This is a genomic window from Spartinivicinus poritis, assembly GCF_028858535.1.
Lineage (GTDB): Bacteria > Pseudomonadota > Gammaproteobacteria > Pseudomonadales > Zooshikellaceae > Spartinivicinus > Spartinivicinus poritis.
On sequence record NZ_JAPMOU010000064.1, the window covers coordinates 1 to 23,838 of the forward strand.

A 23,838-nucleotide genomic window follows, 5' to 3' on the forward strand; every position below is an offset into this window, starting at 1 on the left:
TTGGAGCGGGAAACGAGACTCGAACTCGCGACCCCAACCTTGGCAAGGTTGTGCTCTACCAACTGAGCTATTCCCGCAAATGTTAAAGTGATCTATTAGTCTAGCATCACTTTAACTCAATAGTGGCGTCCCCTAGGGGACTCGAACCCCTGTTACCGCCGTGAAAGGGCGGTGTCCTAGGCCACTAGACGAAGGGGACGCATTTTAAAACTTGGTGGAGCCAGGCGGGATCGAACCGCCGACCTCTACAATGCCATTGTAGCGCTCTCCCAGCTGAGCTATGGCCCCAAGCTTCGCGTCGCCTTATGTAAAACCGTGGAATATACACCTGTTTTACATCTAGGCTTTTCACTTCTCAAACCTTTATTTCAGTGCTTTCGCGCTTGGCTCAGCCCCGAAATGTGGTGCGCATTCTATGTAGCAATGTCTTTTGTGTCAAGCATTTATCTACAAATTCTTTAGGGCTAGGGATGATTAACCCAAGGCTGGTTTCAACCAGACTTGGGTTTAGTCACACTAATTAAACTGACGAAACTCCTTCTCCCAACGTTTCGCTTCTTTCTTCGACATACCACCCAATACTTCTGCTCCATAGCGTAATCTAGCGCGGGAGAGATCTGGCCCGAGTAATGCCATTGCATCCAGTACCGACACTGACGAGCCTGAGCCAGTAATCGCGACAAAGATTGGGAACAGGAACTCTTTAAACTTCACATCCATCTTCTTGGCTAACTGGCTCAGTGCCTGATAAATGGCATCCTTATTCCAATCTTGCAGCTGTTCCACAGTCCAAGTCGTAAACTGTAGTATTTTTCGACTGTTATCTAAGTCTAATTTCTTATGACTAAAATCCACCTCGTCAATTTTCAGCATGCCAGCTAAAAAGAAGCCCGCCAATGGTAGTGCATCAGAAAAAGTTTCAACTCGACTTTGGATTAGCGGAATAATTGGCTTTAAGTAGCTTTCATTAACAGCCCACTGCTGCATCCGCTCTGCAAATTCATCCGCAGTTAATTTACGCAACCACTGACCATTCAACCAGCTGAGTTTTTCCTGGTCAAAAATCGGCCCACCCAGCGACACACGCTGTATATCAAAGTGCTCGATCATTTCCTGCAGAGAGAACTGCTCTCTCTCATCAGGCATCGACCAGCCCATCCGGCCCAAATAGTTCAATAGCGCTTCTGGCATAAAACCCATGCGCTCATAATAGTTAATACTGGTGGGGTTTTTCCGCTTACTTAATTTGCTTTTGTCTGGGTTGCGTAACAGTGGCATATGACACAGCTGCGGCATTTCCCAATCAAAATACTGATACAACAACTGATGTTTAGGTGCCGAGTTAATCCACTCTTCACCACGAATCACATGAGTAATACCCATTAAGTGGTCATCCACCACATTAGCCAAGTGATAGGTAGGCATGCCATCTTGTTTCAGCAAGATCTGCATATCCACCTGGGACCATTCAATTTCGATTTTGCCCCGCAGCCTATCATCAACAACGCAAACACCTTCTGCCGGCACTTTCATCCGAATCACATGAGGCTCACCAGCCGCCAGACGCCGTTGTACTTCTTCTTCAGATAGGGCTAGGCCACGGCCATCGTACTTAGGGGTTTCTTTGCGGGCCATTTGCTCTTTGCGCATTTCATCCAGTTCTTCTGGCGTAGCAAAGCAGTAAAAGGCATCGCCCTGTTTGACTAACTGTTCGGCATACTGACGATAAATATCTCCCCGCTCACTTTGCCGGTAAGGACCAAACTCACCACCCACATCAGGGCCTTCATCCCACTCTAACCCCAACCACTTTAATGACTCCAAAATCATCCGTTCAGATGCATCAGTACTCCGAGCCTGGTCAGTATCTTCGATACGTAAAATAAACTGACCACCGTGTTGACGTGCAAAGCACAGATTAAATAAGGCTATGTAAGCAGTACCTACATGAGGGTCACCCGTCGGTGAAGGCGCAATTCTTGTGCGAACAGTCATAAGTATTTTCTAAATAAGTGTTGGTTTATGTCTAGGGTTGTGAATTATACGAGCAGTTAGGTGATATCACTAGTCTTTGACGATACTGGAGTATTTTCAGAATTGGGAATTATAAGACTACAAGATATATTGACAGTACTTTTACTTATTGGTTAGCCTGTAGTTCATTTTGCAACCACTCCTCACAAGGGAAACGGTTGAAAAAATAAGTTAAAACAAACAATTAAACACAAAAATAAAAGAATGCCCAACAATCTACCGATTAACTGCATTCTGAGTATGCCGAACAAAGCGGATGTTGCGGCTAATAAACCCAATGTGAAGGGTATAACAAGATAAAAGAATAATGCAGTGATCCTGCATATGAGGATAATAACAATGTGCTACTTAACAAGTATCTGTTTTAGATTAGCTTTCAGCCTTCTCTTTCAACAAAAAACAATGTCAAACCAAGCCGCCTCCTTTCGAATAATCTTGTCCAATCCTTGATTAATTATCACGCAAAACAACAAGAAAAATAGCAATTAAGCCAGCTCAACTTGTACCAGATTATAAAAGGTTGTTTGTAACAGAGTATATATACTCAAAACGAAAGGTATAGCGGTAACTGTTCTGCAGCAGCCTTATGAATAGGAGTCAACCATGGCACTCGCAGCGGTTAGCCTTGATGATAAATATAAGCAACAGCAAGGAATAGTATTATTAACGGGCATTCAAGCCCTAACCCGCCTTCCATTAATGCAAGCCCAACTAGATAAACAGCACGGGCTAAATACAGCCGGCTTTATTTCAGGCTATCGTGGATCCCCTCTTGGCAGCTTTGATAAAGCCTTATGGGAAGCAAAGGACCACTTAGCCGAGCATAAGATTGAATTTATTCCTGGCATTAACGAAGACTTAGGCGCCACGGCTGTATGGGGCTCTCAACAACCCCAACTCTTTCCAGACGCACGCTATCAAGGAGTGTTTGGTCTTTGGTATGGTAAAGGCCCCGGCGTTGACCGTACGGGAGATGTATTCAAACACGCTAATGCAGCAGGTTCCAGCCAGTATGGTGGCGTCCTCGCTGTAGCGGGTGATGATCATGCTTGTAAATCTTCCACCCTTCCCCATCAAAGTGATTACGCCTTTATAGATGCAATGATGCCAGTACTTTACCCAGCTAATGCTCAAGAAATCATTGAATATGGTTTATACGGCTGGGCACTCTCTCGCTATAGTGGCTGCTGGGTTGGTTTTAAATGTTTAGGCGAAGTAATGGACTCCAGCATGCGAGTCGATATTGGCCTGAATAATTTTCAAATAATGCTACCCACTGACTTTACGTTACCAGCAGGTGGTTTAAATATTCGCTGGCCAGATCCACCACCTGAACAAGAATCCCGTTTACATCAATTTAAGCTGCCAGCTGCGCAAGCTTTTGTAAGGGCTAATCAGCTAGATCGCCCTATTTGGCGCACAAGCACTAGCAAAATAGGGATTATTACTGCTGGAAAGTCTTATCTTGATGTTATCCAGGCTTTATCCGATTTAGGTATTACTGAATCTATAGCCAAGCAAATCGGTTTGACTATCTATAAAGCGGCTGTCGTATGGCCTTTAGAGCCAATGCAGATTAAGCAATTTGCCAGTGGGCTAAATAAATTGATTATTATCGAAGAAAAACGTCCGCTGTTAGAAAACCAAATTAAACAATTGTTGTATGAGTTGCCTGACAAAGCCAGACCGACAATTATTGGTAAAGCTAATCCTGAGCAACCTCCATTATTGCCTTCAACGTTAGAGCTTAGTGTTAGTCAAATTACCCAAGTATTAGCACAACAGCTGTTAACTGATATTTCATCTCCCCTACTTAGACAATCATTAAATATTGAACAACAACTTAAGCAGCTGAATGAAAAGCAACAGGCATTAGCCGAACCTAAACAACGACTTAGTCGTACCCCCCACTTCTGTTCTGGCTGCCCTCATAACTCTTCAACGAAAGTGCCTGAAGGAAGTCGGGCAATGGCTGGCATTGGTTGTCATTATATGGTGACCTGGATGGACCGAAACACAGACACTTTTACCCAAATGGGTGGGGAAGGAGTCACCTGGATTGGCCAAGCCCCTTTTTCTAATACCAAACATGTTTTTCAAAATTTAGGGGATGGCACCTATTTTCACTCGGGTATTTTAGCTATCCGGGCTTGTGTAGCCGCTAAAGTGAACATTACCTTTAAAATTCTATATAACGACGCTGTGGCAATGACTGGCGGTCAATCAGTCGATGGTCAATTGTCAATACAACAAATTACCCAACAAGTATACGCTGAAGGGGTAAGAAAAGTTGTTGTCGTTAGCGATAATCCCAATCAAATAAATATCCAACAAGGCTTTGCTCCCAATGCCACCCTTCATCATCGAGATGAATTAGATGAACTACAAAAACAGCTAAGAGAATACGCAGGGACCAGTGTATTAATTTATCAACAAACCTGTGCCGCGGAAAAACGCCGCCGACGTAAGCGCAAAGAATTTATCGACCCACCCCACCGTTTAATGATTAACCCCGAGGTTTGTGAAGGCTGTGGAGATTGCAGTGAGCAATCCAACTGTCTTTCCATTGTGCCAAAAGAAACAGTGTTTGGCAGAAAACGAATGATAGACCAATCTGCCTGTAATAAAGACTACACATGCAGTAAAGGGTTTTGCCCCAGTTTTGTCAGCATTATTGGTGGACGGATCCGACAAAAAAAAGCCGACTTACAACCAGATTTACCCAATAGCCAGCCTAAACTACCCAGCAGCAAAGTGCCCTATAATATTTTAATTACTGGGGTGGGTGGTACTGGTGTAGTCACTATCAGTGCCATTTTAGCCATGGCAGCCCATATTGCAGGCAAAGGAGTTACCACCCTTGATCAAACAGGGTTGGCACAGAAGTTTGGCGCAGTGACCAGCCATGTCCGCATTGCTGATGAACAACAATCCCTAGCCACCGCCCGAATCCCCACGAATAGCGTCAACCTGCTGCTGGCCTGCGATCTTATGGTCGCCAACAGTGATGATGCATTAGATAAGTTGTCAGCAACCCTCACCCATGCTGTGGTCAATACTCAGCAATCCATGCCAGGTACTTTTGCCAGAAACCCTGACTTAGCGTTTCCCAACCAAGCAATGCTAGCCACATTAGCGCAGTATACCCAGCAGCACTTCACAGTAGCCGCCCAACAGTTAGCAACTGCCCTGTTAGGTGATGCCATCGCAACCAACCTATTTATGATTGGTTATGCCTGGCAACAAGGGTTAATTCCCTTACCTGAGCGAGCAATTATGCGAGCCATTGAGTTAAATGGGGTGGCTGTTAGCTTTAATCAGGCTGCCTTTATTTGGGGACGTAAAGCAGCTGAAAACTTAACAGCAGTAGAGCAGCAAGTGAGTTCAGCACCACAACAAGCAATCAAAAAAACCAATGAAAAAAGCCTAGACGACATTATTAACCAATATACAACCCTACTAACAGCCTATCAAAATGCAGCGTATGCTAATCGTTACCAGCAACTCATTAAAAAAGTTGCAGCCAAAGAACACAAAAAATGCCAAGGCCAAGAACAATTAGCTAAAGCAGTCGCTGAAAATTATGGGAAACTACTTGCGTATAAAGATGAATATGAAGTAGCGCGTTTATATAGCGATAATTATTTTTGGGAATTAATCAACCAGCAATTTGAAGGCAGTTACAAAGTAGCATTTCATTTAGCCCCACCCCTGCTAAGCAAACGCAATCCTGCAACTGGGCTGCCCGAAAAGCGTCAGTTTGGCCCTTGGCTAAAACCCATAATGAAAGGGCTAGCGAAACTCAAATGGCTACGTAATACCCCCTTCGATCCCTTTGGTTACTCCGCTGACCGAAAACTCGAAAAAATGCTAATCAGCAATTATGAAGAAGATATTGAGCTGATTTTGGAAAAACTCAATTTATTTAATTATGACATAGCCATCCAAATAGCCAAACTACCCAGTAAAATAAAAGGCTTTGGTCATATAAAGGAAAAAAGCTATCAACAAGTGCACCAAGAGTTTGAAGAGCTACTCAAGCATTTCCGTTCTAGAACTCAAGCTAGCCCCGTGAAGTTCATCACTGTTCAGCCGTAACTCAAAACTTGCTTACAAATGAAAACGCCCAGCTTTAACTTTAAAACTGGGCGTTTTCATGCAAACTTGTATATTTATTTATGTACTGTTACCTATTGCTTGTTCCTTGCTTGATAATGCAGGCTTAGCTCGATCAGGAATAAGCTAGCTAAGCATCAAGGGTAAACTCGTTTACTTCAGCCCTGGCGCTTGCTTTTCTACCATCAGCAATTAAATACATGCAGGTAGTGATACAGCCTATAACTAACAAAGCAATCGCATAGTTATCACCAAAGTTAAAACCTATAAGCGCAACAGCAATAAATGCTAAACCTAATAACTGCATGTTCTGACAACTACCTAATCAATAACGAATTCTAATTAATCAAACCAACCCTTAATCACTATGATTTATAATAAACACTTGTTTAATAAATCATTAGAATATTATGTCAGCTATTCTACCATGCTTGTTTATTGTTTATTGAGAAGTTCATAACTAATAAAGGTATGAGCAATGCTCAGCTTTAGGAAAGAGTTCTACCCAACGGTAAAGTCAAAAGTAGCAAGTTAATAGATATAACAGATAAGAAATAAGCCCGATAAACCACTAACGAATATGTAATTAAAGTATTTAGTAAACGACTCTCGCCCAAATGTGTAATCAACAAATTCTGGTGAAATAGGCGCAAAATAAGGTAACAATATTACACATGCACTATTAGACAATAAAAATATAATCCTGCTACCTTATTATTGTTAATTTTGTCGCTTACTTTTCCCAACGCCATAAAAAACTATAATCCCTTACTTATAAAGGTATACATCCCCAGTTATTCTCCACAATGAATATCTTTACTAAAATAGAGTGCGCCAGCATTAATGACACACTCACACAACGTTATTAATGACTACCAATGAAACTGCTGTTCACTTGATCCACTTAAAGGCATTAACTTCAATTGGCTGTCATTAGCATTATACTCCAAAGCAAAATTTGGGTTTGCTTTATTACGCAAAGTACCACTATCCCAAAACCACTGCTGGTGAGTATACCCAGAACAACCCGCCAACTGAACTGTAGAGCCAATTTTAAAGTATTTTCCTGCATCAAGGCATAAACTTGGCAGTATTTGAGATCGCAACTCGCCTTTTTTAGTCATCAACCATAGACTTCTTTCATCTTCTACACAATAAGCATGATTATTAATGATTACTTTATCACCACTTATCGTTAAACAACCGCCAAAGGAAGACACAATAACTTTATATGCACCATTATTATTACCAGTAACAGGCCTATAGGCACTATCAGGAGTGAACTGAACTGGCAGACCAGATTGAAATTTTGGTTGGAGGGGAAACACCTCTACAGGCTGAGTTTGGAAGTCAACCCCCTCTTCCTCAACAGGATATAAAATATGATCGCTTGTATCTGGTAAAGCATTTACCAATGGAAAATAACCGCTAAGTACAGCAAAAATAATGGTAAGACTACATTTTTTGTATATCACAAACAAACCTTAATTTTCTGAAATCATTCTCTGCAAATGACTACAAAACAACCAATACCAGTTTTAGAGTCAATATTGCCAGACATACTATCCTACCTTTGGTTACTAGTCATCACTTCATACTTTTCATAGTTACAAACCACTTTTGTCCAGCACTTAATTATCAATCTTTAATTATGTTACTAATAAAGGTATACATAGGGTCAATTCCTCCTCCAGCTACTGATCGACAAAGACCAGTATCAAAAGCCTGCGCTAACTGAAAGCCACTGCCATCAAACACCCATTCCTCATGGTCAAAACAGTCTCCAAGCCCTCTTCCTTTATGAGCCCGACCAACACGCCCAGCTTGATAATAAGTAGCTGAATCTGTCACCAATTTAGGGTTATACGGTTTATTAGTATTAATCAACCATACGCCATAACCGTAGTTATATGCCCCGTGCCAACAAAGCATCTTTACAATTGCTTGATTATCATTTAACTCAGCAAATTCCATTTTTGAAAAAAAGTCATCTTTATACGCCACATACTTTTCTACTTCACATGCTTTTTTATCAGTATTTTTTATTAACTCTATTAGCAATTCACGATAACGATTATCATCTAAACTAATTACAGTTGTTTTCTCATCATGCACTTTTGCAAACTTTATCTGAGGTATAGATTGAGGAGCTAAAAGCTGTTTTTGTGCTTGATTACCTTTTACAACCAAAGCACCAGGTGTGTTTAGCCTCTGTTGAAACTCATCCATTTTTCTGAATATAGCACTGGCCCCCTTGTCTGATAGCTCCCAAGTCGTATTACCGTCGTTAAATACAACGTTAACATTTTTCTTCGGTAAAGCATCTAATAGTGCTTTTACTTGAGACAGACTCAACGCACCATCACTCACCAAACCACCCCAGTTTTTCTTGTTAATTGTCAGTGTTAACGAATCAAAATGACCTGCCTTTTCCTCAATAAAAATCTTTCCTTTAACTTGTGCATCCTCGCCGGCCTCTCGCGTCAACATTACTGCAATTGATGAACGATGACTTTCACCTTCTGCCGTATACCCTGCTGCACGACATGTTCCTGAGTTATCACAAGCTAAGTACCAGTCCTTATGTTCAAATGTAATGCCTTCAAGGGAGTAGCCTATGGTACTGAACATTGCCAGCACACAATACGAGCAGCACTTAATCAACATAAAATCCACCTTCTAAAAATGACACCTGGGTCAACCAATCACTTTAACTTATCGCTTTTCTTGATCACTCTTCACTAGTTACATATACCTATCACTACTCTGCCTAACTTGTGCACAAAATATGCAAGAAAAGAGCATAAACTTTGTAAATTTTATCAGTAATGTACATCTATTACTAATCATTAAAAATTGCTGAGATTAAAAACGACTGGTTACAAATAAGAGCTTTATTGGCAGGAATATGAAAAAGGTTATAATTACTCTATCTTTGCTGATTATAATATTTGCTAGCGGTACACTTTTCCTAAAGTGAACTAAAAAAGGATTAGCAAAGCCCAAACGGGAAGTCATCAGCCCAAATAAAAAGTTTAAGATTGTCATTTATGGTGTTGCAGAATATAAAATATTTGCAAAAATAGATAATTAGCTTTACCGTTTACTAATAACAAAACGAAATTACCCTAACAGTAAGATATGCGAAAAATTAAGAAGCAGCCTTCACACTATTCGCTATAATATTTTGGTTATAGCATTCCCCCCTTGCAGCAATTGAGCTGCAAGAGACTTTAATAGCAATCACCAACTGCCCATCCCTTACAGCAATACAATCATGTAAATGAATGTTGTTGTGGCTCTTTTACTATTAATAACAATCAAAGCTAGCTTTTCATATTGGCGACAATAACCAGACCTATCTATTATAGTTTTATTGCATAATATTAAGTGACTAGGGTGAAGGATTCATGGTGGCCTCTAACCTCCAACAAGTTGTAATCAAAAGCTTTATGGCTAAAACTTCAACTAAAGCTGTAACATTTATCATAATAATTATTGCTCTCACAATCTCCATCAACATCTATTTAAACGAAAATTTATCTTTTACTCCAACTGCACAGGGTTTTACTGATTTGATAGACACTTTTAAAGTTCCGTTAGGAGTGCTTAGTTTATTAATACCTACTCTAGGGATTATGGCTGTACACCACCGTTCTATACAATCAGCTGAACAGATACGTATCATCGAGGAACAACGTATATTTTCAAACTACTTTAAGCACTTTGAAATGTTTGAAAAGCATCTCGATAATATAGAAAATATACACTTTGACTCAAAAACAGCATTATATGAACTTTTTTACCCCCATTCCAAAGCTGGAGATTTAAGCATAGATATCAATTTAAAAGGTGCTGTAGATGAGCTTATCAAAGAAACCATTACCAATCTAAAGCAATTAAACACCAATGAAGACCCATCCCAAAGAAGTTTTTTTACTGCCTTTGAACAAGTAGAAAGTAACTTACAAAAAATTGAAGAAGTAACAGCTATCGAACACAGTGATAGAAGAAAATATAAAACAATTTTAGATGACTGCCCTCTTGCATTTAAAGGCTTAGATGCAAAAGAAACAGGGCTAATCGCTTACTTTACCACAGCACATAATTATTTATCGCAAGTAAACCTATTATTCAAATTTGAGTTTGGCTGCATTCCTAAAACACTTTATAACAGTGAAATTGAAGAGCTTTTAAACAAAGGTGCCTTACCTAAAGAAGATTACAAAAACTTAGTAGGCAAGCTAAGGTAGCTTAATCAGTCAGCGAGTATTATTACAAATACAAGAAAAACTTGCTGTAAAAAAATGACAGAGCATTGTTTTCAGGGGCATGAGGAATAATGGACATTGGTTGAAGCTGATTTTAGTTTAGATTCGCTTGAAAAGTAATTAGCAAGTCAATAATACAGTTAATTAAGCTATTTTGAAAACAGCGTGGTAATCTTCTCCCACGCTGTTTATATTCCAACTTAACAATTAGCAGTAGCGTACTGACTTCTAATTGGATAATGAACATTTGGCTGAGCAGTTACATTGATATTTGCCTTACGCTCAAACACCATTACACAATCAGACCCTCCAAACTGGAAGTATGAGAACATCTCACCTTTGCTCAATTTTTTACCCCTCAGGGTGCCTGCGATTTTTTCATTTAGCATCTTCACTTGCTGGTCGTAGTCCAGACCACTTTTTTCTTCTTCCGTTAGCATAATAGGCTGATGCCCTTCATCTTTTGGGGTTACAAACACCACTGATGACACTTGAGCCATGCCCATAGGGAGAATAGCCACCTTGCCAATTGCAGATTCCAATACTAACAATCCCCGACACTGAACGAATTGATAACCTGTATTATCTTCAGCATCCAAGAGCCGCCTAGGTATTACTGCCCGAGCAGGCTCTTTATTACCTTCCTCATCAGGATTTACTGTAAGTTCAACTTCTAAATAAACCTGACCTGGGATAAATTTAGCCTCTAATACTTCGCCGGCTACTGAAGTATGTAGCCTGTGGTAATCATATGTATTCAAGAAACTATGACAGAAAATGCCACCTTCAAAAGCATCGGCATAGGCACTATCTTGTAGTAATTCTTGAATGGACCACTCAATGTTTTTAACAACAATACTGGGTGGTGCTGGTAATGGAAGACCAACTTTAGTGCTAACTGCCCATTGCCCCACAAAGGTTGACTCTGCAGGGAATACAATAACTTGATCATTATGGGGTTGCGCCACCGGCCTTTGGACATTAATGTCTTTAAATTGACGAGCAAAAAATGCATTAAAACTTGGGTACTCTTCTGGTGGCTTTTGATAATCTTGCCATGCATATTCAGGAGCATATTTGAATGATGATAAATATTCTGAAGAAGCATCTGTATTCAAAAAATCCCCCCACTCTACAGCAAAATTTCGTAACCACAGAGAAATAGAGGACAACTCCTTTCCTTCCTGGGGTTCAATTGGGCTTTGTAACGCCTCTAATTGAGGCTGATTAAAGTAATAGTAAAACTGGGTGATACGTAAATATACTGTACGCTCATGTAAAACTTCACCATACCAATCCCAAACTCGTATTTCTGGTATCCAGGTAACCAGCGCATCTACATAAAAATAAAACTGATCTAATGTCTTTATACTCTCAAGTTCAGGAATACGCTGCTTACTCACTTCTTTAATGGCATTTTCGAAAGAAGAAGCATAGTAGTTAGTTTCAATAATATGCTTTAACTGTTTTGTAGCCTCTTGCTGAGGCTCATAAAGGGAACCAACTGGAGGTAATCCAGCTAAAAATGGCCGTGGTTGGCATGGCAGTTCTTTTCCAGTCTCAGCCAGCGGGCCGCGCTTTATAGCATTTTGAAGATCCTGTGCAGTAGCGAGACGGTGACGAGGAGAGTGAGTTCGAAATTTGCTACTCATAGTGTTATTTCCTTATATCTACTATAGGTTACTTTTTTATTTCATAGGTGTAGGTAATACCAGAATTTATTAGGCTTAATATTATTTTCTTCTTTAATATACAATTTTCAAGAAAGAAAAATACAACAACATATTAATTTAAAATAAATATAATATACCGAATGGCATCTAATAATATAACAAATAATATGTGTATATGCTAACCAAAGCAGTTAGTAATGTAGCAGTCAATGTAAATACATCAAGCACTGATAGTTTAGGCTATTTATATTCTAACTTAAGATGACCAAGTGCTTTCATAAATGACTCCCTTACTTTCAAAGTCACTTCCCACAAATTAATTAGTACTTTCTAATTTTCACTATTATCAGTCGAGAGTATCCACTTCAGTCAATCATGTGAGATCAGTATCCAGTATGTCACAAACTTTCACTACATCACCAAATGATAGAAACCATTAGAATACACAATCAGCATAGATAGACTAAATGACTGGCGTAAAAAAAAAGACGGTAACAAGGCCTAATGGTCGTTCGTGAAGAGCACATGAATGCACAGCTTTGCAAATAGCAATCGCTCAAAGCTAGAAAGGCAGAGTGAGGGTGTTAAGGATATAGACAGCTTGCAAAGAATAAGAGCCTGCCAAGAAAGGCAGGCAATGATATTATTAACCAGTTCAGGAAACTCTTTTTCTACATCTTGGGCAATTACGCTAATATCTTTCTTCCCATCAATGTCACTTTTCCACTCAAAGCTAATACCTTTGAGGCGCTCTATTTTTTTCAACGAATTATTGAGAGGAGAAAGATTCTTTTTTAGGCTGTTATCACTCCAAACACCCCGAGCATATTCCCAAATACATATCCTATGCCGATCCCGCTTACAATCGACTACCACAGAGGGTGAAATGAAGGGCAAAATAAATCAAGAGTCCACTTACTCTTTTATTCATTTTAATTCATCGGTGCTGACTTGATTCGTGTTACTGTTACAGCAAGTAACGGAAAAACGTTATAACCAATGAAGGTTAATTAATATAAACTTTCTTAATGTTTCTCTTTGTTCTTCTGTTAGCACAGCATAATTGATTTTTATTGGCTTATTATTCTCACTACCACTGCCTTCCAAGGTATTTTCATAGTCTATCTTGCTTATTGTTGTTTCAGCACCTGATGTACTGTGGTTATATGCATGAGAAACAGCTGAAATTAAATACAGTATTACAATGATACATATTTTTTTCATATTGGTTCACCCGTACTTTATTTATACCTTATGTTACAACAAAGTATCACTCTAAAGAGAAATCAAAGTATAGTGAATTTTTGTAACAAACTGTATCTAAAAGTCGAGCATTAATACCTATAAAAAACCATTCTTATGGTAGTTTTTTGGTGCTATATCCTAACGTTAAATCAATAATAAGCTGTCAAACTGTGCATCAGTAAACTGATTTCGAGCCACCAAAAAATTAAGTCACAAGTAAAGAAGAAAATTGAACTTAATACATCAATTAATGTATTTACACCTTAATAGGTCCGCTATATACACAATATTACTACCTAACCAGTCATGATAAGATCTAGATTTGAAGGGTGCTACAACATCTATTAATAATCGAGAAACCACTTTCTTTGTATCAACTGCTGTGCGTACTTCCTGAAATTTTAACCTTTTCAATATTCCCAAAGCTTTTTGTTGGTTATAGCATGTACGACGCCAGTGGTAACACAAATTACTTGTTACCTTTGCAGGCTTACAAAAGCCAGAGCCATAAGGAATATCCGCAAAATCTGAATAAGCCCTAGCAATTGCTAAGCTATGGAAGTTATTTTCAGGAAACTGTCGGTAATTTAAGCTACTTAATAACTCAAAAACAGGCATATGTAAATATGGATAGTATACCCGCGAAGTATTTACCATAAGTTGTGAGCTGAGGGATACACTTCGTCTGGCACGATTATAAAATTCAAAGGCGTTTTGCGGTGCGTTATAATACTGGTAACACTTAAGCTCTGGCAACAAGCGTTCAGCAAGCTGATCAAATGCCATTTGCTTACGCCATGGTGATGACAAAAAGTCCAAGCGACCATCATTTTTATGGCCAAGATAATAATGAATTAGTCTATCCCAATTGCCATGAGCAAAATCCTGATTTACTGATTCAGACAACACTTTGCTTTCTGACATCACATCTCCCCCCAGACCATCCAGTAATACATCCGGACTCTGTACCTGACCAGCTACAGAAGAATACCATGCATGCATCAATGCTCCCAAACTAGTCCTATGATTTTTGTATGTTTCACGCAAAATCCAGCTAGACTTATTTTTTACCACCACATGTTCTACACCAGCCCGCTGAACCAATGCAGCAGCACACTGCACATCTGAAATATCGTTATTATTATCTTCAAAGTAAGAAGTAATTACTTTTTTAGGGAAAAGCTTTTGGTGATACAATTCCAAAAAAATATGTCTTGAGTCACGACCTCCACTAAGAGGTACAACTAGATTATCACTATATCTGCTTTGTAATTGAGCGATAGAATGACGGAAACGTTCAATATACTCATCTAGCAAAACAGACTCAGGTAGACTTTGTGAAGTTTTTTGCCAATAGCGTTGCTCATTATAGTGAAGCTGCCCTTTCACTAATTGCAAATGAGCTCCAGGCCCCATCACTTTAATATTTTTAAACGGAGTATCATTACCTACATAAGTACCCATGCGTAAGAAAATACCAATGGCTACCATATCTAATTCCTGCTCTGGCAACCTTTTCAGAATATCAAATAAAGAGCGACTTACTAGTAATCGTCCCTGCTGGAAATAGTAAAATAACTGTGTAACACCGTGAGGATCAACTTGGACTGACAGTTGATTTCGAGACAATTGCCACCGAGCATTGACAAAACCAGCATAATTCTGCCAATCAGGGAAATTTTCATTAAGCTGCCAATAATCTGGCCCATGGATTTTTGTGATACTACTTTCATTAAACTGAACTTCCAACAATGGCAAAACCTATACTCCTTTTCAGTCATACGTAATTTTTTAATGCACCTGTGACTGCATCAAGCTCATTACTTTTGAAACAGATACTCTTTAGAAAAGGTTTAAATTAACGTGAATCAAGAGCAGACTTTTTTATGTAATTTTTCGATTAATTTTCTCAGAGAAATAGCCTCAATCACTAAATATTTTTCCTGATGCTACAATCTCCTTAAGCACCTTATATTGACAAACTTTATTGGCGCCAAACCTATAAAATAAACGCCCTATTTACTTGCTAAAACCAGTCATTATAAATAAAAAATATATTAGCAACAGCAAATACCTCTATTGCTCTACAAGCTCCGAATAACCAAGCAAACCTGGAAAGTAGCCGTAAAAATATTTATTAATATATCCAGAACAATATGCTTTAAAAGCTCTATATTGAGGATAATAAAAGCTAACTAGAGTAGTAATTATTTCACTGATCGATAGTTTTTAAGACTAGGGCTTTTACCGTATGCCTTTGTCATTCAGTATTTTCTTCCAGGCGGGTATAAACTCAATGCAGAAATCATCGACATAAAAAATAGCTCAATTACACTCATTCTAAGCCTTTTTATTGGTTGTGTTCGCCATACAAAGTAACTTAACCACTAAGTTGACTACCCTACAATAGGGTGAAAACTCTCATATCTCCAAAGGCTCATTAAACTAATAAAATAATTATTCGTACCATCTAACAATAGCAAACACTAACGCATCAATTGTCATAATAATGTAAATTATGCAACTCAACCATACTCACTTAGTTAGATACACTCAAAAAATATATCAAGTATGCTCTTTTGACCAGGAGCAACTCTGTAGCATAAAATTTTCTTACACCGTATTTTTAAGTAGATTATGACACCAAAATACTGATTAATTACGAAGCACTAGAAACTCAAACAGAAGAGCCAAATAAAAATACATTTAATTACAAAATCACCAACTACTTATTCTTTATGAATAAAGTAGAGAATACAAGATAAAGCCTTTTCCTAGATAGTTTATTTACCATATAGAAGCTTAGCAAGCTATTATCATCAAGGCTAATTAAGCAGTCCCCTCTAAGAATGAAATCACTTGTATTAAAGAACAAGGTATAGATTTTTCTCAGTGTAAAAATACTTATCTTAAAGTTACACCCCGAATGTTACTATAACGTAACACCCCTGTAAAGTGTTAGTCATGAGAAAGTTATAGTCACGCCCACTAAATGTGCACTATTTTTTTATTTAAACTTTATTACAACACAAGTTAAAAAACTATTTTAGTATTGTATAAGCATGCATATACCAGTCAAACCCTAAGCTCAGTTAACCTGATTACAGATAGGATATAAATGACCACTTATCCTGCACCCATTATCGCTATTGCACCCTGATGAATCCTGGACTACAAAGTGTGTATTGCAGACATTCTGGGGTTCCACGATAGATAGTACTTGTAAGGATGAGTAGAGCGCTAGAATTGAAACCTGGACGAATTAATAGACTTTATTGAAGTACTCGGATGAAGTTAGTGTGTTTTTATGCTGCTTTATTTCAAGCCATATTTTGAGTAAACCTCATCTAATAAAGTACGGTCAGACTGCTCTTTTCACTTAGTTACTTTGTCAAAAGCTTCATGCAGTGCTGCAATATCTTGATCTGGTACATCCTTACTTGACCACAACACTAACGCTGGATCGACGCTAGGTAAAACTACCTACAAGGACACTGCAAGTAGTGGTAGGCTAATGAAGTAGAAAATTAATAGAGCGGGCGTTTGGCAAGACCCATTGATCCACTTGTTAGCTTAGTTTTTATAATCAGGATCGACAAAGCTCCACTCTGTGACCGGTACTTGAACAATCATTACAGAGTCTTGCTTAAACTTCCGTGCGTATAGGGACGCTAATTCCTTGGCTTTGGTGATGTCCTTGGAGTCAACTATGACAGTCACTACCTTAGAACGTTCGGGTTTGCCTTTATAGTAACCAACGGAATCCACAACATTAAAACCGTCGAAGACCTTGACTATTTCGTCTTGTTGAAAAGACTGCCACTCTTCTAAAGACACACCGCCCCCATCAGGAAGAGATAAGCCAAAAAACATTCTCAACCTATACAACTCATCTGCGTAGGTAGTTGAAGTACCGACCAAAATTATTATTGACACTAAGAGGTAATACAGTCTTTTTTTCATGGTCCCTCCCCTGGTTAGAAACTAACATCTCGATAAGTGGCAAGCTAAAAGCTTGTTCCGTTTAACTACCTTGCTATGCATTTTTCTGTAAGATTGCCGCACGTATCATCAAAAACACCCATCAACACCAGGCCTTAATCACTGGCCTCTCAGCTATGAACTCAGGGTTACCTATCACACTTATACTTAAACTGGCTTCTGTATCATTTACCCCACTTAGCTTGGCTTTAGTGCTGGCTTTGGCTGCTTCCCTAGTTGGATATACCATTTTTAATAGTGTAGATCGGCTTACCATCACCAACCTTGACATGCTCTGTCTTACAACCTTCAGCATTATGATACTTAGCTATAACACTTTTATAATATTGTCTGTAAAGAGCTTTTAAATTCCATTTATTAATTTTAGACATTGTTATTGGTGACAATTGTTTACCGGTAACAGTTTTGGTTTTCCCTCGTTCTACAAACACCAAATGTTGCATTATTGGCTTAACAGTTGCTCCATGATCTAATGCAATACGACTTAAAAAATTAATATCTGATTCTTCAGTCTAGTCTATATGGCCAATGACAATAGAGGTAAATGCTCCTGCAATTTTAGGCTTCAAACCACTGTCATTGGCCACTGTCGTTACACAGTTTTTTTGATGTTGACTGGGTAGTGCGGAATGGTGATTTGGTAGTTGACGTGCATAATAAACTACCCTGTCGGTAGATTAGTAGTCATAATTTTCAGTCACCTGAGATTTAGTGGCAAACTCAGGTAAGCTAACTTCAATAGCTATAGATAAAAAAATACCCCGTAAAAACGAGGCATTTTATATAAAAATGTAAATAGTAAGCTGGTTTAATTGAACTCTGCTTTTGCTTCACCAAAATCAGCAGGGCGAATAACGACTGTACCAGCTAATTTGTCATGAAAACCTTGTTTTTTCTTATCCCATGCCACCCAAAAAATACCTAAACCTAATGGAAGGAGGGAAATATAATAAGCAAAATAACGTCCAATGAGTTGACCTACAGAGGCCTTTTGACCAGTCTTTGCATTGACTATTTTAGCTTTAACAGCCATTTTCCCCGGTGTTGCAGATTTGTATACCCAAAATAGGATAACAGCTACTGCAGGAAATACATAGCTTAATAGAAAGTCTAGTGGACCGTTAATCATCTCTTCTGAAAGATAATAATCTTTCCCATATACAGACATTAATATTGGAGTGGTAATTAATAGCATAATAATTGTATCAACTATTGCTGCACCAGACCTTGCCCAAAAACCTACATAAGTAAAGCCATTATCACCACCAATTTGAGACTCAGGGGCTTTATAAGGGTTGCTCAACGTTACTTCTCCACTCGTTAATTCCAACCTCCAATACTACCACTTAACTAACCTGTTTAAAATACGCACTATTACTACAGCTCCAGCAACTCACGGATGGCTTGCATGTGATCAGTGCCTTCTATTTTACGCACATGGTTAACCACATCGATTTCGTAAATTAGCTTGTTATTGATGGTAAAACTTAGCTCCATTGCTTCCATCCCCATATCCAGGTGGGTTACTCCATCCATGCCACCACCTCGAAACGCTTCGGTTTTAACTGTGTGAAGTTAATCGATCGATTTGTACTCTAACGCATGTGCGTTGATGATCTACCTGATAGATAGTGCCAGGGAGAATTAAATTAACCAGTAATCGGTAGAGCTCATTGATTCTAAATAGCTCATTCAATACACAATATCTCAAATACCATTACTCAACGAGAGTAAAATATATTACTTTTCCAATGGTGTACTACTATATTTCTAAAATAGGTCATGAATACTCTATAAAAGTTTAAATGAAAAACTCAAATCATTTACAATCACTTCTAGCTTTGATGCGAAGCATTCTTCGTCTGAAGTGAATAAGCTATCCAGCCCTGCAACTAAAATCTGGCTTAAGTTATTTATAATTGATAAGTTCATAGAATTTATGAGTTAAAGGTTTTCAGCTTACCATAGGGTAAATAACCTTCTCTATTTATATTTATTACTAGCTCTTCTTCAAAAAGATAAAGAGCTTCTAATTTCATGGATTTATCATTCTTAATAGAAATGCATATCTACTTGTACGTCAGTATTTATATACTGGTTGACCTTAGTACTATTATTAAAAAGTTACAAAACTTTACTGATAAATACTTTTCTTTCACAGTTCCATCGTTACTATACACGCGCTGAAATATTTAGCACTCTTATAACCAACAAATAACAAATAGAATTATGAGGTTTATAATGTTTAAACGTATGGAACTATCTACAGCCATTATTACAGTAGCACTTTTGGCTTCTTCAAGCTCTCAAGCTGCAGTAACCAAAGTTATTTGCTCTGATTTAACTGACTTGCAGAACTGGTCAATGGCAAAACATCAAGATGGAACGAATGTGACTATAAATGGGAAATGGTATAAAACTACTGTAAATGGCAACTCAAATATCACTTTTAGCTTTTTTCTAACATCTCAATCAAGCTATGACCAGCTTAGCCAGTATTGTGGAGCTAATTATGTTCCTCAACCAATGTCAGTCAGTAACAAGCATGTATTTGTAACTGAAGACAGTAGTAGTCAATTAGTTGCTCAACCTGGAGTGTTGAGCGGTCAATTTTATAATACAAATAGCATACCACCAGCATCAATTAATACATTTACAATATCTGAGCCGAATCCACAGATAGTTGACCACCTTAAAATTGTACCACATATAGAAAATACGCCTTCCACAAGGGCGCGAGTTGAGTTTGATACTAGTATTCCACAGCTGCGTCAACGTTTAAATAATGACGTAAGAGCTGATTGGGTTCCATTTGACACTTCAGAAGGTTTTGCTTTAGAAGAGTAAGACTAAAAGCCAGGAATATTAGTCCTGGCTCAACTTTAGGATATTGTTAGTTTCATTAGCCTTTAAAGGCCTAACTGCTGACGAAGTGCTTCGTTTTCTTTTTTCAGTTCTTTCACTGCTTCGATTAAAACACCAACAAGTCCTGCATAGTTAACTTGTTTAAGTGTTGCTTCAGTAGCATTTTTATTTGTGACAGTGATATTATGGACCAGCTCGGGAAATACCTTTTCTACATCCTGTGCAATTACACCAATATCTTTTCCTTGGGGAAGGTGTTCGATATCGGTTTCACTAGGACTTTTCCATTCGAAAGTGACCCCATTAAGTAGAGTAACTTTTTCTAATGGATTAGAAACCTTTACAGAATTTTTCTTGAGATTTTGATCACTGAAACGAATAAATTCATTTTGATAACCATATCTACAACCCCAATAATCATCACCTGATAAGTCTTTACAGTGCTCATGTGTATTTTGGTAAGCATGAGAAAAAGTGGAAACAAAGCTTAAGATAATAGTAATAGTTAATTTTTTCATAATAGTTAGTCCGTACTTGATTCATGTCATTATTTTTGGCGGATTATGAATCTATGCGACACTGAAAGTATATGTAAATTATGAAACAGTTTGTAACAAAGCTTTAATTTCATACAACCATTCTAACACCATTAAGTTTAGACTAACTATCTAAAACTACTTTCCACCATTTTTTTACATCAAAGTTAGGACAAGTCTTTTTAGATTCTAAGCCACAATGTCCTACCGCTTCAGCATCTGGGTATTTAATATTCCAGTCAATAATCACTTTTTCTAAGCTATCAAGCTAAGCATCAGTAAACTGATCTCTACCTACCAAACAAACACGTAAACTATAGCTATTGTGATCCTTAACATGAGCACTGACCCAATATTCAGGCCGATCATTTTCAATAGTACCATCGCACTTAACTACTTTATGGTAATCAGTTCCTGACCAGCCTTGTTCAAGGTGACATAGGTGAATACCTTTAGCAGGGATATCTCAGTCATTCGGAGAGTCTGAGCAGTGAACGATGAGTTTGGTGATTTTATTGTAGCTTGACGCCATACCTTTCTAGAATTTTTCCATAAGTACCATTAGCTTTTATTGCTTCAATGCCTTGGTTAAAAGTGTCAACAATCTGCTGTCCATTAGGGTTCTTCTTATCTGTTACCAAGTGAACCCCTGCTGTAAATAGCGGTTTAGGTAGCATTTTCACTCCAGTTATATTGAAAGCCTTCATAGCTACACGTGCTGCGATCCTGTCAGCAATAACCACATGGACTCTTTTCAACTTAAGCATTTGGAATGACTCATCAATTGAGCCAGTTTCAGTCGTTAATAAAAAGTCATCTTTTGCTTTAGCAAACACTTTCCCATAGAAATAGCCCCTAATGGTAGCAATTTTTAATCCTTTTAAATCTTCTAGCTTTGAAAATGTAGCAGAGCTGTCTGTCCCTACGAAAAAATGGACTATGTTGAATAGATATGGTTTTGAATAAAACATCTTCTCTGCACGCTCGTCGCTATACCAGTGCTGATTCAGTGCATCTACATTTCCTGCAAGTAACTGTAGTCTCGTACGTTGAGAAGGAAGAATGATTTTTTTTATAGGAATACCTTGTGTTTTAAAAGCAGCTTCACTTAATTCAAAAAGAATGCCTTTGGTAGGATTTCCTGAAGTAAAAGGTGGCCAGTGATCACCAGCTATTATAAGTGGCTTCTCTGCATGTATAATGAAAGAACAAAGCAACAAACTTGCTGCTATCCATAGAGTACATCTTTTCAACATAAAACAGACCTAGACACAACTCTTTCCTAATCGAAGTCTAGATCATGTAAGAAGGTATGGCGATTTAAGACTTATCAAATACCCCATTGAGTGGTTTAGTTCAGGAATCATTGGACTGTGAACTGTTCTGTAATTATCAAGTCAATATTAATAAAGCTGATGTTGGCTTTGGAAAAGAAAAAGCCCTGGTCAATCGCATATAAAAATACAACAAAATCAGTATAATAGGATAAAAAGCAACTGATATAGAGTGCAGCATTGGTGAAAAATAGTACCGTGTTAGATCATTTCGATCAATTAGATGATCCTCGAATGGAACGCCATCGTCGTTATAAGCTCATTAAACTGTCAACAGTATCGCAGTCTAGACCTATGGTTTCGGTATAAGCATTGATCAGGCTTTCTTTATAGGTGATTAAGGTACTAGCCAGTTTGTCACCTGGTACACCATGCAGCATGACACCTGCCGCTATCCATTGAACGGGCTCCATTTCTTCAATGTCACTCTCTTCCATTAATGGCTTGCCGCTCATGGGATCAAACTGATAGTTATCCTCAAGATATAAAAACCCTTCTGGGTCGATTTCAGAGACAGTAATTGCCCATAATTTATTCGCAGTCAAACAAAAATCATCGTCTTTACAGTTGCTGCGTACCTGAATACCAGTGCCAATTTCATTACAGGTATTTTTATTAATCGTGACCTGCTGCATTAAGCTGTTGCGATAAATGACATGGTTAACATTAAGAGTGTATTCTCAACAAATAGGTATATGTTACCTAAAGCAAGCTAACTTGCTTTTCAAGTACTTAGTAGGCTATAAACTGGCATGCCCACTATTTATCAAGCCTTTGATCTATAAGAGGAACAAATGAAAATCCAATTACCCATATTATTAGCTGTGTTCTTACTATCAGGTGTTACTAGTGCAAATGAACAGCAACTGTGGCTGACATCCAAGCTATACGGAAATGACAATGACATCGCATCATTGAGAAAAGTCACTATCCGACAAGAAAAAGATAAATATTTTTTATTCATTAAAAATCAATTTAAATTTGAATGCGAAATTACCTTTGACCAATCGGGTAAACCGAGTGAACTTTTAAACTGTGCTTCTCAGTTAAAGGATGACCCAATGTGGACAGCTTCACCCAATAGAATAAAGCTAAAGTGCTTTTCAACCAAAAAAGAAAGAATTTGTCGTGGTAAATATACGCTTTCTAGTGGTGAACATTATTCTAGCGAAGCAGAAATGACCATTGCGAGAAAATTATAAGCCTCTTGCCCTACCTATTTATAGCTTTCTAAAATGTACAACGGCGGCGACGCCGTTTTGGCATTATGCATTCATCAGATTTTTATTGAATTTCAGAATTGTGATCCTAGGGACGAGCATAACCGACTTTTTTAAGTCGATGGTAAAGTTGGTAAGCATTGTCGGTGACACCCGCTTTACCACCACGATACCCCTGTTTATCAATGGTTTCAACTTGGCGTAACCACTGGCCTAATTGGTTTAATTCGCTCTTTAACCGCTCATCAATCACCGCATCCTAAGCACGAACACTTAAACAATCCATGGGCTCATGCATATAAAACAGTATCTAGGAGTCAATCAAAGCTCAATTCGATTCACCAGCTGCAATAGCTTTATACGAAAACTATTTAAGTCCAAAAATCTCGATAAAGTATTTTCTATTGACTGCCCATATTAGTGCTTTGTCATATTCTCTCAGGTATTCCTCGATTCATAATATTGCCTAATTATCACTATACCTAAGCCATTAGCTGCTGTATATTTGAACAGTATGGCAATTTGATTGAGAAGGTATAAAT

The 23,838-nt window shown here is 38.2% G+C and carries 20 protein-coding genes, 3 tRNA genes and 1 pseudogene; 4 read left to right on the forward strand and 20 right to left on the reverse strand.

All coding sequences use genetic code 11. The features are described 5' to 3' along the window. Window position 1 precedes the first annotated feature (1 nt). The 4 genes from ORQ98_RS26055 to gltX all read right to left on the reverse strand — a co-directional run bounded on the left by ORQ98_RS26055 (window position 2) and on the right by gltX (window position 1,995). Window positions 2-77, reverse strand: a tRNA-Gly gene (locus ORQ98_RS26055). 46 nt (window positions 78-123) lie between these two features. Continuing rightward, window positions 124-199: transfer RNA gene (locus tag ORQ98_RS26060), tRNA-Glu, on the reverse strand. Between the two features lie 13 nt (window positions 200-212). Continuing rightward, window positions 213-288, reverse strand: a tRNA-Ala gene (locus tag ORQ98_RS26065). Between the two features lie 228 nt (window positions 289-516). Next, complete coding sequence (gene gltX / locus ORQ98_RS26070) at window positions 517-1,995, reverse strand: glutamate--tRNA ligase (RefSeq protein WP_274691757.1); 1,479 nt, start codon at window positions 1,993-1,995, stop codon at window positions 517-519. A gap of 642 nt (window positions 1,996-2,637) precedes the next feature. On the opposite strand from gltX, the gene ORQ98_RS26075 reads away from it, so the two are divergent. Further along, the gene (locus ORQ98_RS26075; RefSeq protein WP_274691758.1) at window positions 2,638-6,132 is read left to right on the forward strand and encodes an indolepyruvate ferredoxin oxidoreductase family protein; all 3,495 of its coding nucleotides are present in this window, start codon (window positions 2,638-2,640) and stop codon (window positions 6,130-6,132) included. A 148-nt stretch (window positions 6,133-6,280) separates the two neighbouring features. Here the strand turns inward: ORQ98_RS26075 and ORQ98_RS26080 are convergent, their stop codons facing one another. The 3 genes from ORQ98_RS26080 to ORQ98_RS26090 form a co-directional block, all read right to left on the reverse strand. Then, complete coding sequence (locus tag ORQ98_RS26080) at window positions 6,281-6,457, reverse strand: hypothetical protein (RefSeq protein ID WP_274691759.1); 177 nt, start codon at window positions 6,455-6,457, stop codon at window positions 6,281-6,283. Window positions 6,458-7,022: 565 nt separating this feature from the next. Further along, window positions 7,023-7,625, reverse strand: a complete 603-nt coding sequence (locus ORQ98_RS26085; RefSeq protein ID WP_274691760.1) for a ricin-type beta-trefoil lectin domain protein — start codon at window positions 7,623-7,625, stop codon at window positions 7,023-7,025. A 163-nt stretch (window positions 7,626-7,788) separates the two neighbouring features. Beyond that, window positions 7,789-8,817 (reverse strand): DUF1176 domain-containing protein, encoded by a 1,029-nt coding sequence (locus ORQ98_RS26090; RefSeq protein WP_274691761.1) that lies wholly within the window; start codon window positions 8,815-8,817, stop codon window positions 7,789-7,791. Window positions 8,818-9,560: 743 nt separating this feature from the next. Between ORQ98_RS26090 and ORQ98_RS26095 the strand changes: the two genes are divergently transcribed. Further along, the gene (locus tag ORQ98_RS26095) at window positions 9,561-10,403 is read left to right on the forward strand and encodes a hypothetical protein (RefSeq protein ID WP_274691762.1); all 843 of its coding nucleotides are present in this window, start codon (window positions 9,561-9,563) and stop codon (window positions 10,401-10,403) included. A gap of 218 nt (window positions 10,404-10,621) precedes the next feature. Here the strand turns inward: ORQ98_RS26095 and ORQ98_RS26100 are convergent, their stop codons facing one another. The 9 genes and pseudogenes from ORQ98_RS26100 to ORQ98_RS26135 form a co-directional block, all read right to left on the reverse strand. Then, window positions 10,622-12,073, reverse strand: coding sequence for a phosphatidylserine decarboxylase (locus tag ORQ98_RS26100; protein ID WP_274691763.1), 1,452 nt, complete (start codon window positions 12,071-12,073; stop codon window positions 10,622-10,624). Between the two features lie 522 nt (window positions 12,074-12,595). Continuing rightward, complete coding sequence (locus tag ORQ98_RS29720; protein WP_425347719.1) at window positions 12,596-12,970, reverse strand: tail fiber domain-containing protein; 375 nt, start codon at window positions 12,968-12,970, stop codon at window positions 12,596-12,598. 114 nt (window positions 12,971-13,084) lie between these two features. Next, window positions 13,085-13,318 (reverse strand): hypothetical protein, encoded by a 234-nt coding sequence (locus ORQ98_RS26105; protein ID WP_274691764.1) that lies wholly within the window; start codon window positions 13,316-13,318, stop codon window positions 13,085-13,087. A 264-nt stretch (window positions 13,319-13,582) separates the two neighbouring features. Then, window positions 13,583-15,097, reverse strand: coding sequence for an asparagine synthetase B family protein (locus ORQ98_RS26110; RefSeq protein ID WP_274691765.1), 1,515 nt, complete (start codon window positions 15,095-15,097; stop codon window positions 13,583-13,585). 1,815 nt (window positions 15,098-16,912) lie between these two features. After that, the gene (locus ORQ98_RS26115) at window positions 16,913-17,302 is read right to left on the reverse strand and encodes a DUF3574 domain-containing protein (protein ID WP_274691766.1); all 390 of its coding nucleotides are present in this window, start codon (window positions 17,300-17,302) and stop codon (window positions 16,913-16,915) included. Window positions 17,303-17,423: 121 nt separating this feature from the next. Further along, window positions 17,424-17,612 (reverse strand): hypothetical protein, encoded by a 189-nt coding sequence (locus ORQ98_RS26120; RefSeq protein ID WP_274691767.1) that lies wholly within the window; start codon window positions 17,610-17,612, stop codon window positions 17,424-17,426. Window positions 17,613-18,149: 537 nt separating this feature from the next. Beyond that, on the reverse strand, window positions 18,150-18,644 hold the full coding sequence (locus ORQ98_RS26125) for an RDD family protein (RefSeq protein WP_274691768.1): 495 nt from the start codon (window positions 18,642-18,644) through the stop codon (window positions 18,150-18,152). Window positions 18,645-18,718: 74 nt separating this feature from the next. After that, window positions 18,719-18,853 (reverse strand): phage major tail tube protein, encoded by a 135-nt coding sequence (locus ORQ98_RS26130; RefSeq protein WP_342455233.1) that lies wholly within the window; start codon window positions 18,851-18,853, stop codon window positions 18,719-18,721. Then, a pseudogene (locus ORQ98_RS26135) lies at window positions 18,827-18,898 on the reverse strand (hypothetical protein); the annotation flags it as partial. The pseudogene ORQ98_RS26135 and the gene ORQ98_RS26130, both read right to left, overlap by 27 nt. Before the next feature lie 684 nt (window positions 18,899-19,582). Here ORQ98_RS26135 and ORQ98_RS26140 point away from each other — a divergent pair. Continuing rightward, window positions 19,583-20,188, forward strand: coding sequence for a hypothetical protein (locus ORQ98_RS26140; RefSeq protein ID WP_274691769.1), 606 nt, complete (start codon window positions 19,583-19,585; stop codon window positions 20,186-20,188). 62 nt (window positions 20,189-20,250) lie between these two features. Here ORQ98_RS26140 and ORQ98_RS26145 read toward each other — a convergent pair whose 3' ends face one another. The 3 genes from ORQ98_RS26145 to ORQ98_RS26155 all read right to left on the reverse strand — a co-directional run bounded on the left by ORQ98_RS26145 (window position 20,251) and on the right by ORQ98_RS26155 (window position 22,711). Beyond that, complete coding sequence (locus ORQ98_RS26145; protein WP_274691770.1) at window positions 20,251-20,724, reverse strand: tail fiber domain-containing protein; 474 nt, start codon at window positions 20,722-20,724, stop codon at window positions 20,251-20,253. Window positions 20,725-21,254: 530 nt separating this feature from the next. Beyond that, window positions 21,255-21,998: a substrate-binding periplasmic protein gene (locus tag ORQ98_RS26150; RefSeq protein WP_274691771.1), complete on the reverse strand. Its 744-nt coding sequence runs from the start codon at window positions 21,996-21,998 to the stop codon at window positions 21,255-21,257. A 329-nt stretch (window positions 21,999-22,327) separates the two neighbouring features. Continuing rightward, on the reverse strand, window positions 22,328-22,711 hold the full coding sequence (locus ORQ98_RS26155; RefSeq protein ID WP_274691772.1) for a hypothetical protein: 384 nt from the start codon (window positions 22,709-22,711) through the stop codon (window positions 22,328-22,330). Between the two features lie 159 nt (window positions 22,712-22,870). Here ORQ98_RS26155 and ORQ98_RS26160 point away from each other — a divergent pair, with 159 nt between their 5' ends. Beyond that, window positions 22,871-23,278 (forward strand): hypothetical protein, encoded by a 408-nt coding sequence (locus ORQ98_RS26160; RefSeq protein ID WP_274691773.1) that lies wholly within the window; start codon window positions 22,871-22,873, stop codon window positions 23,276-23,278. Window positions 23,279-23,384: 106 nt separating this feature from the next. Here the strand turns inward: ORQ98_RS26160 and ORQ98_RS26165 are convergent, their stop codons facing one another. Then, complete coding sequence (locus ORQ98_RS26165) at window positions 23,385-23,549, reverse strand: hypothetical protein (protein ID WP_274691774.1); 165 nt, start codon at window positions 23,547-23,549, stop codon at window positions 23,385-23,387. Window positions 23,550-23,838 lie beyond the last annotated feature (289 nt).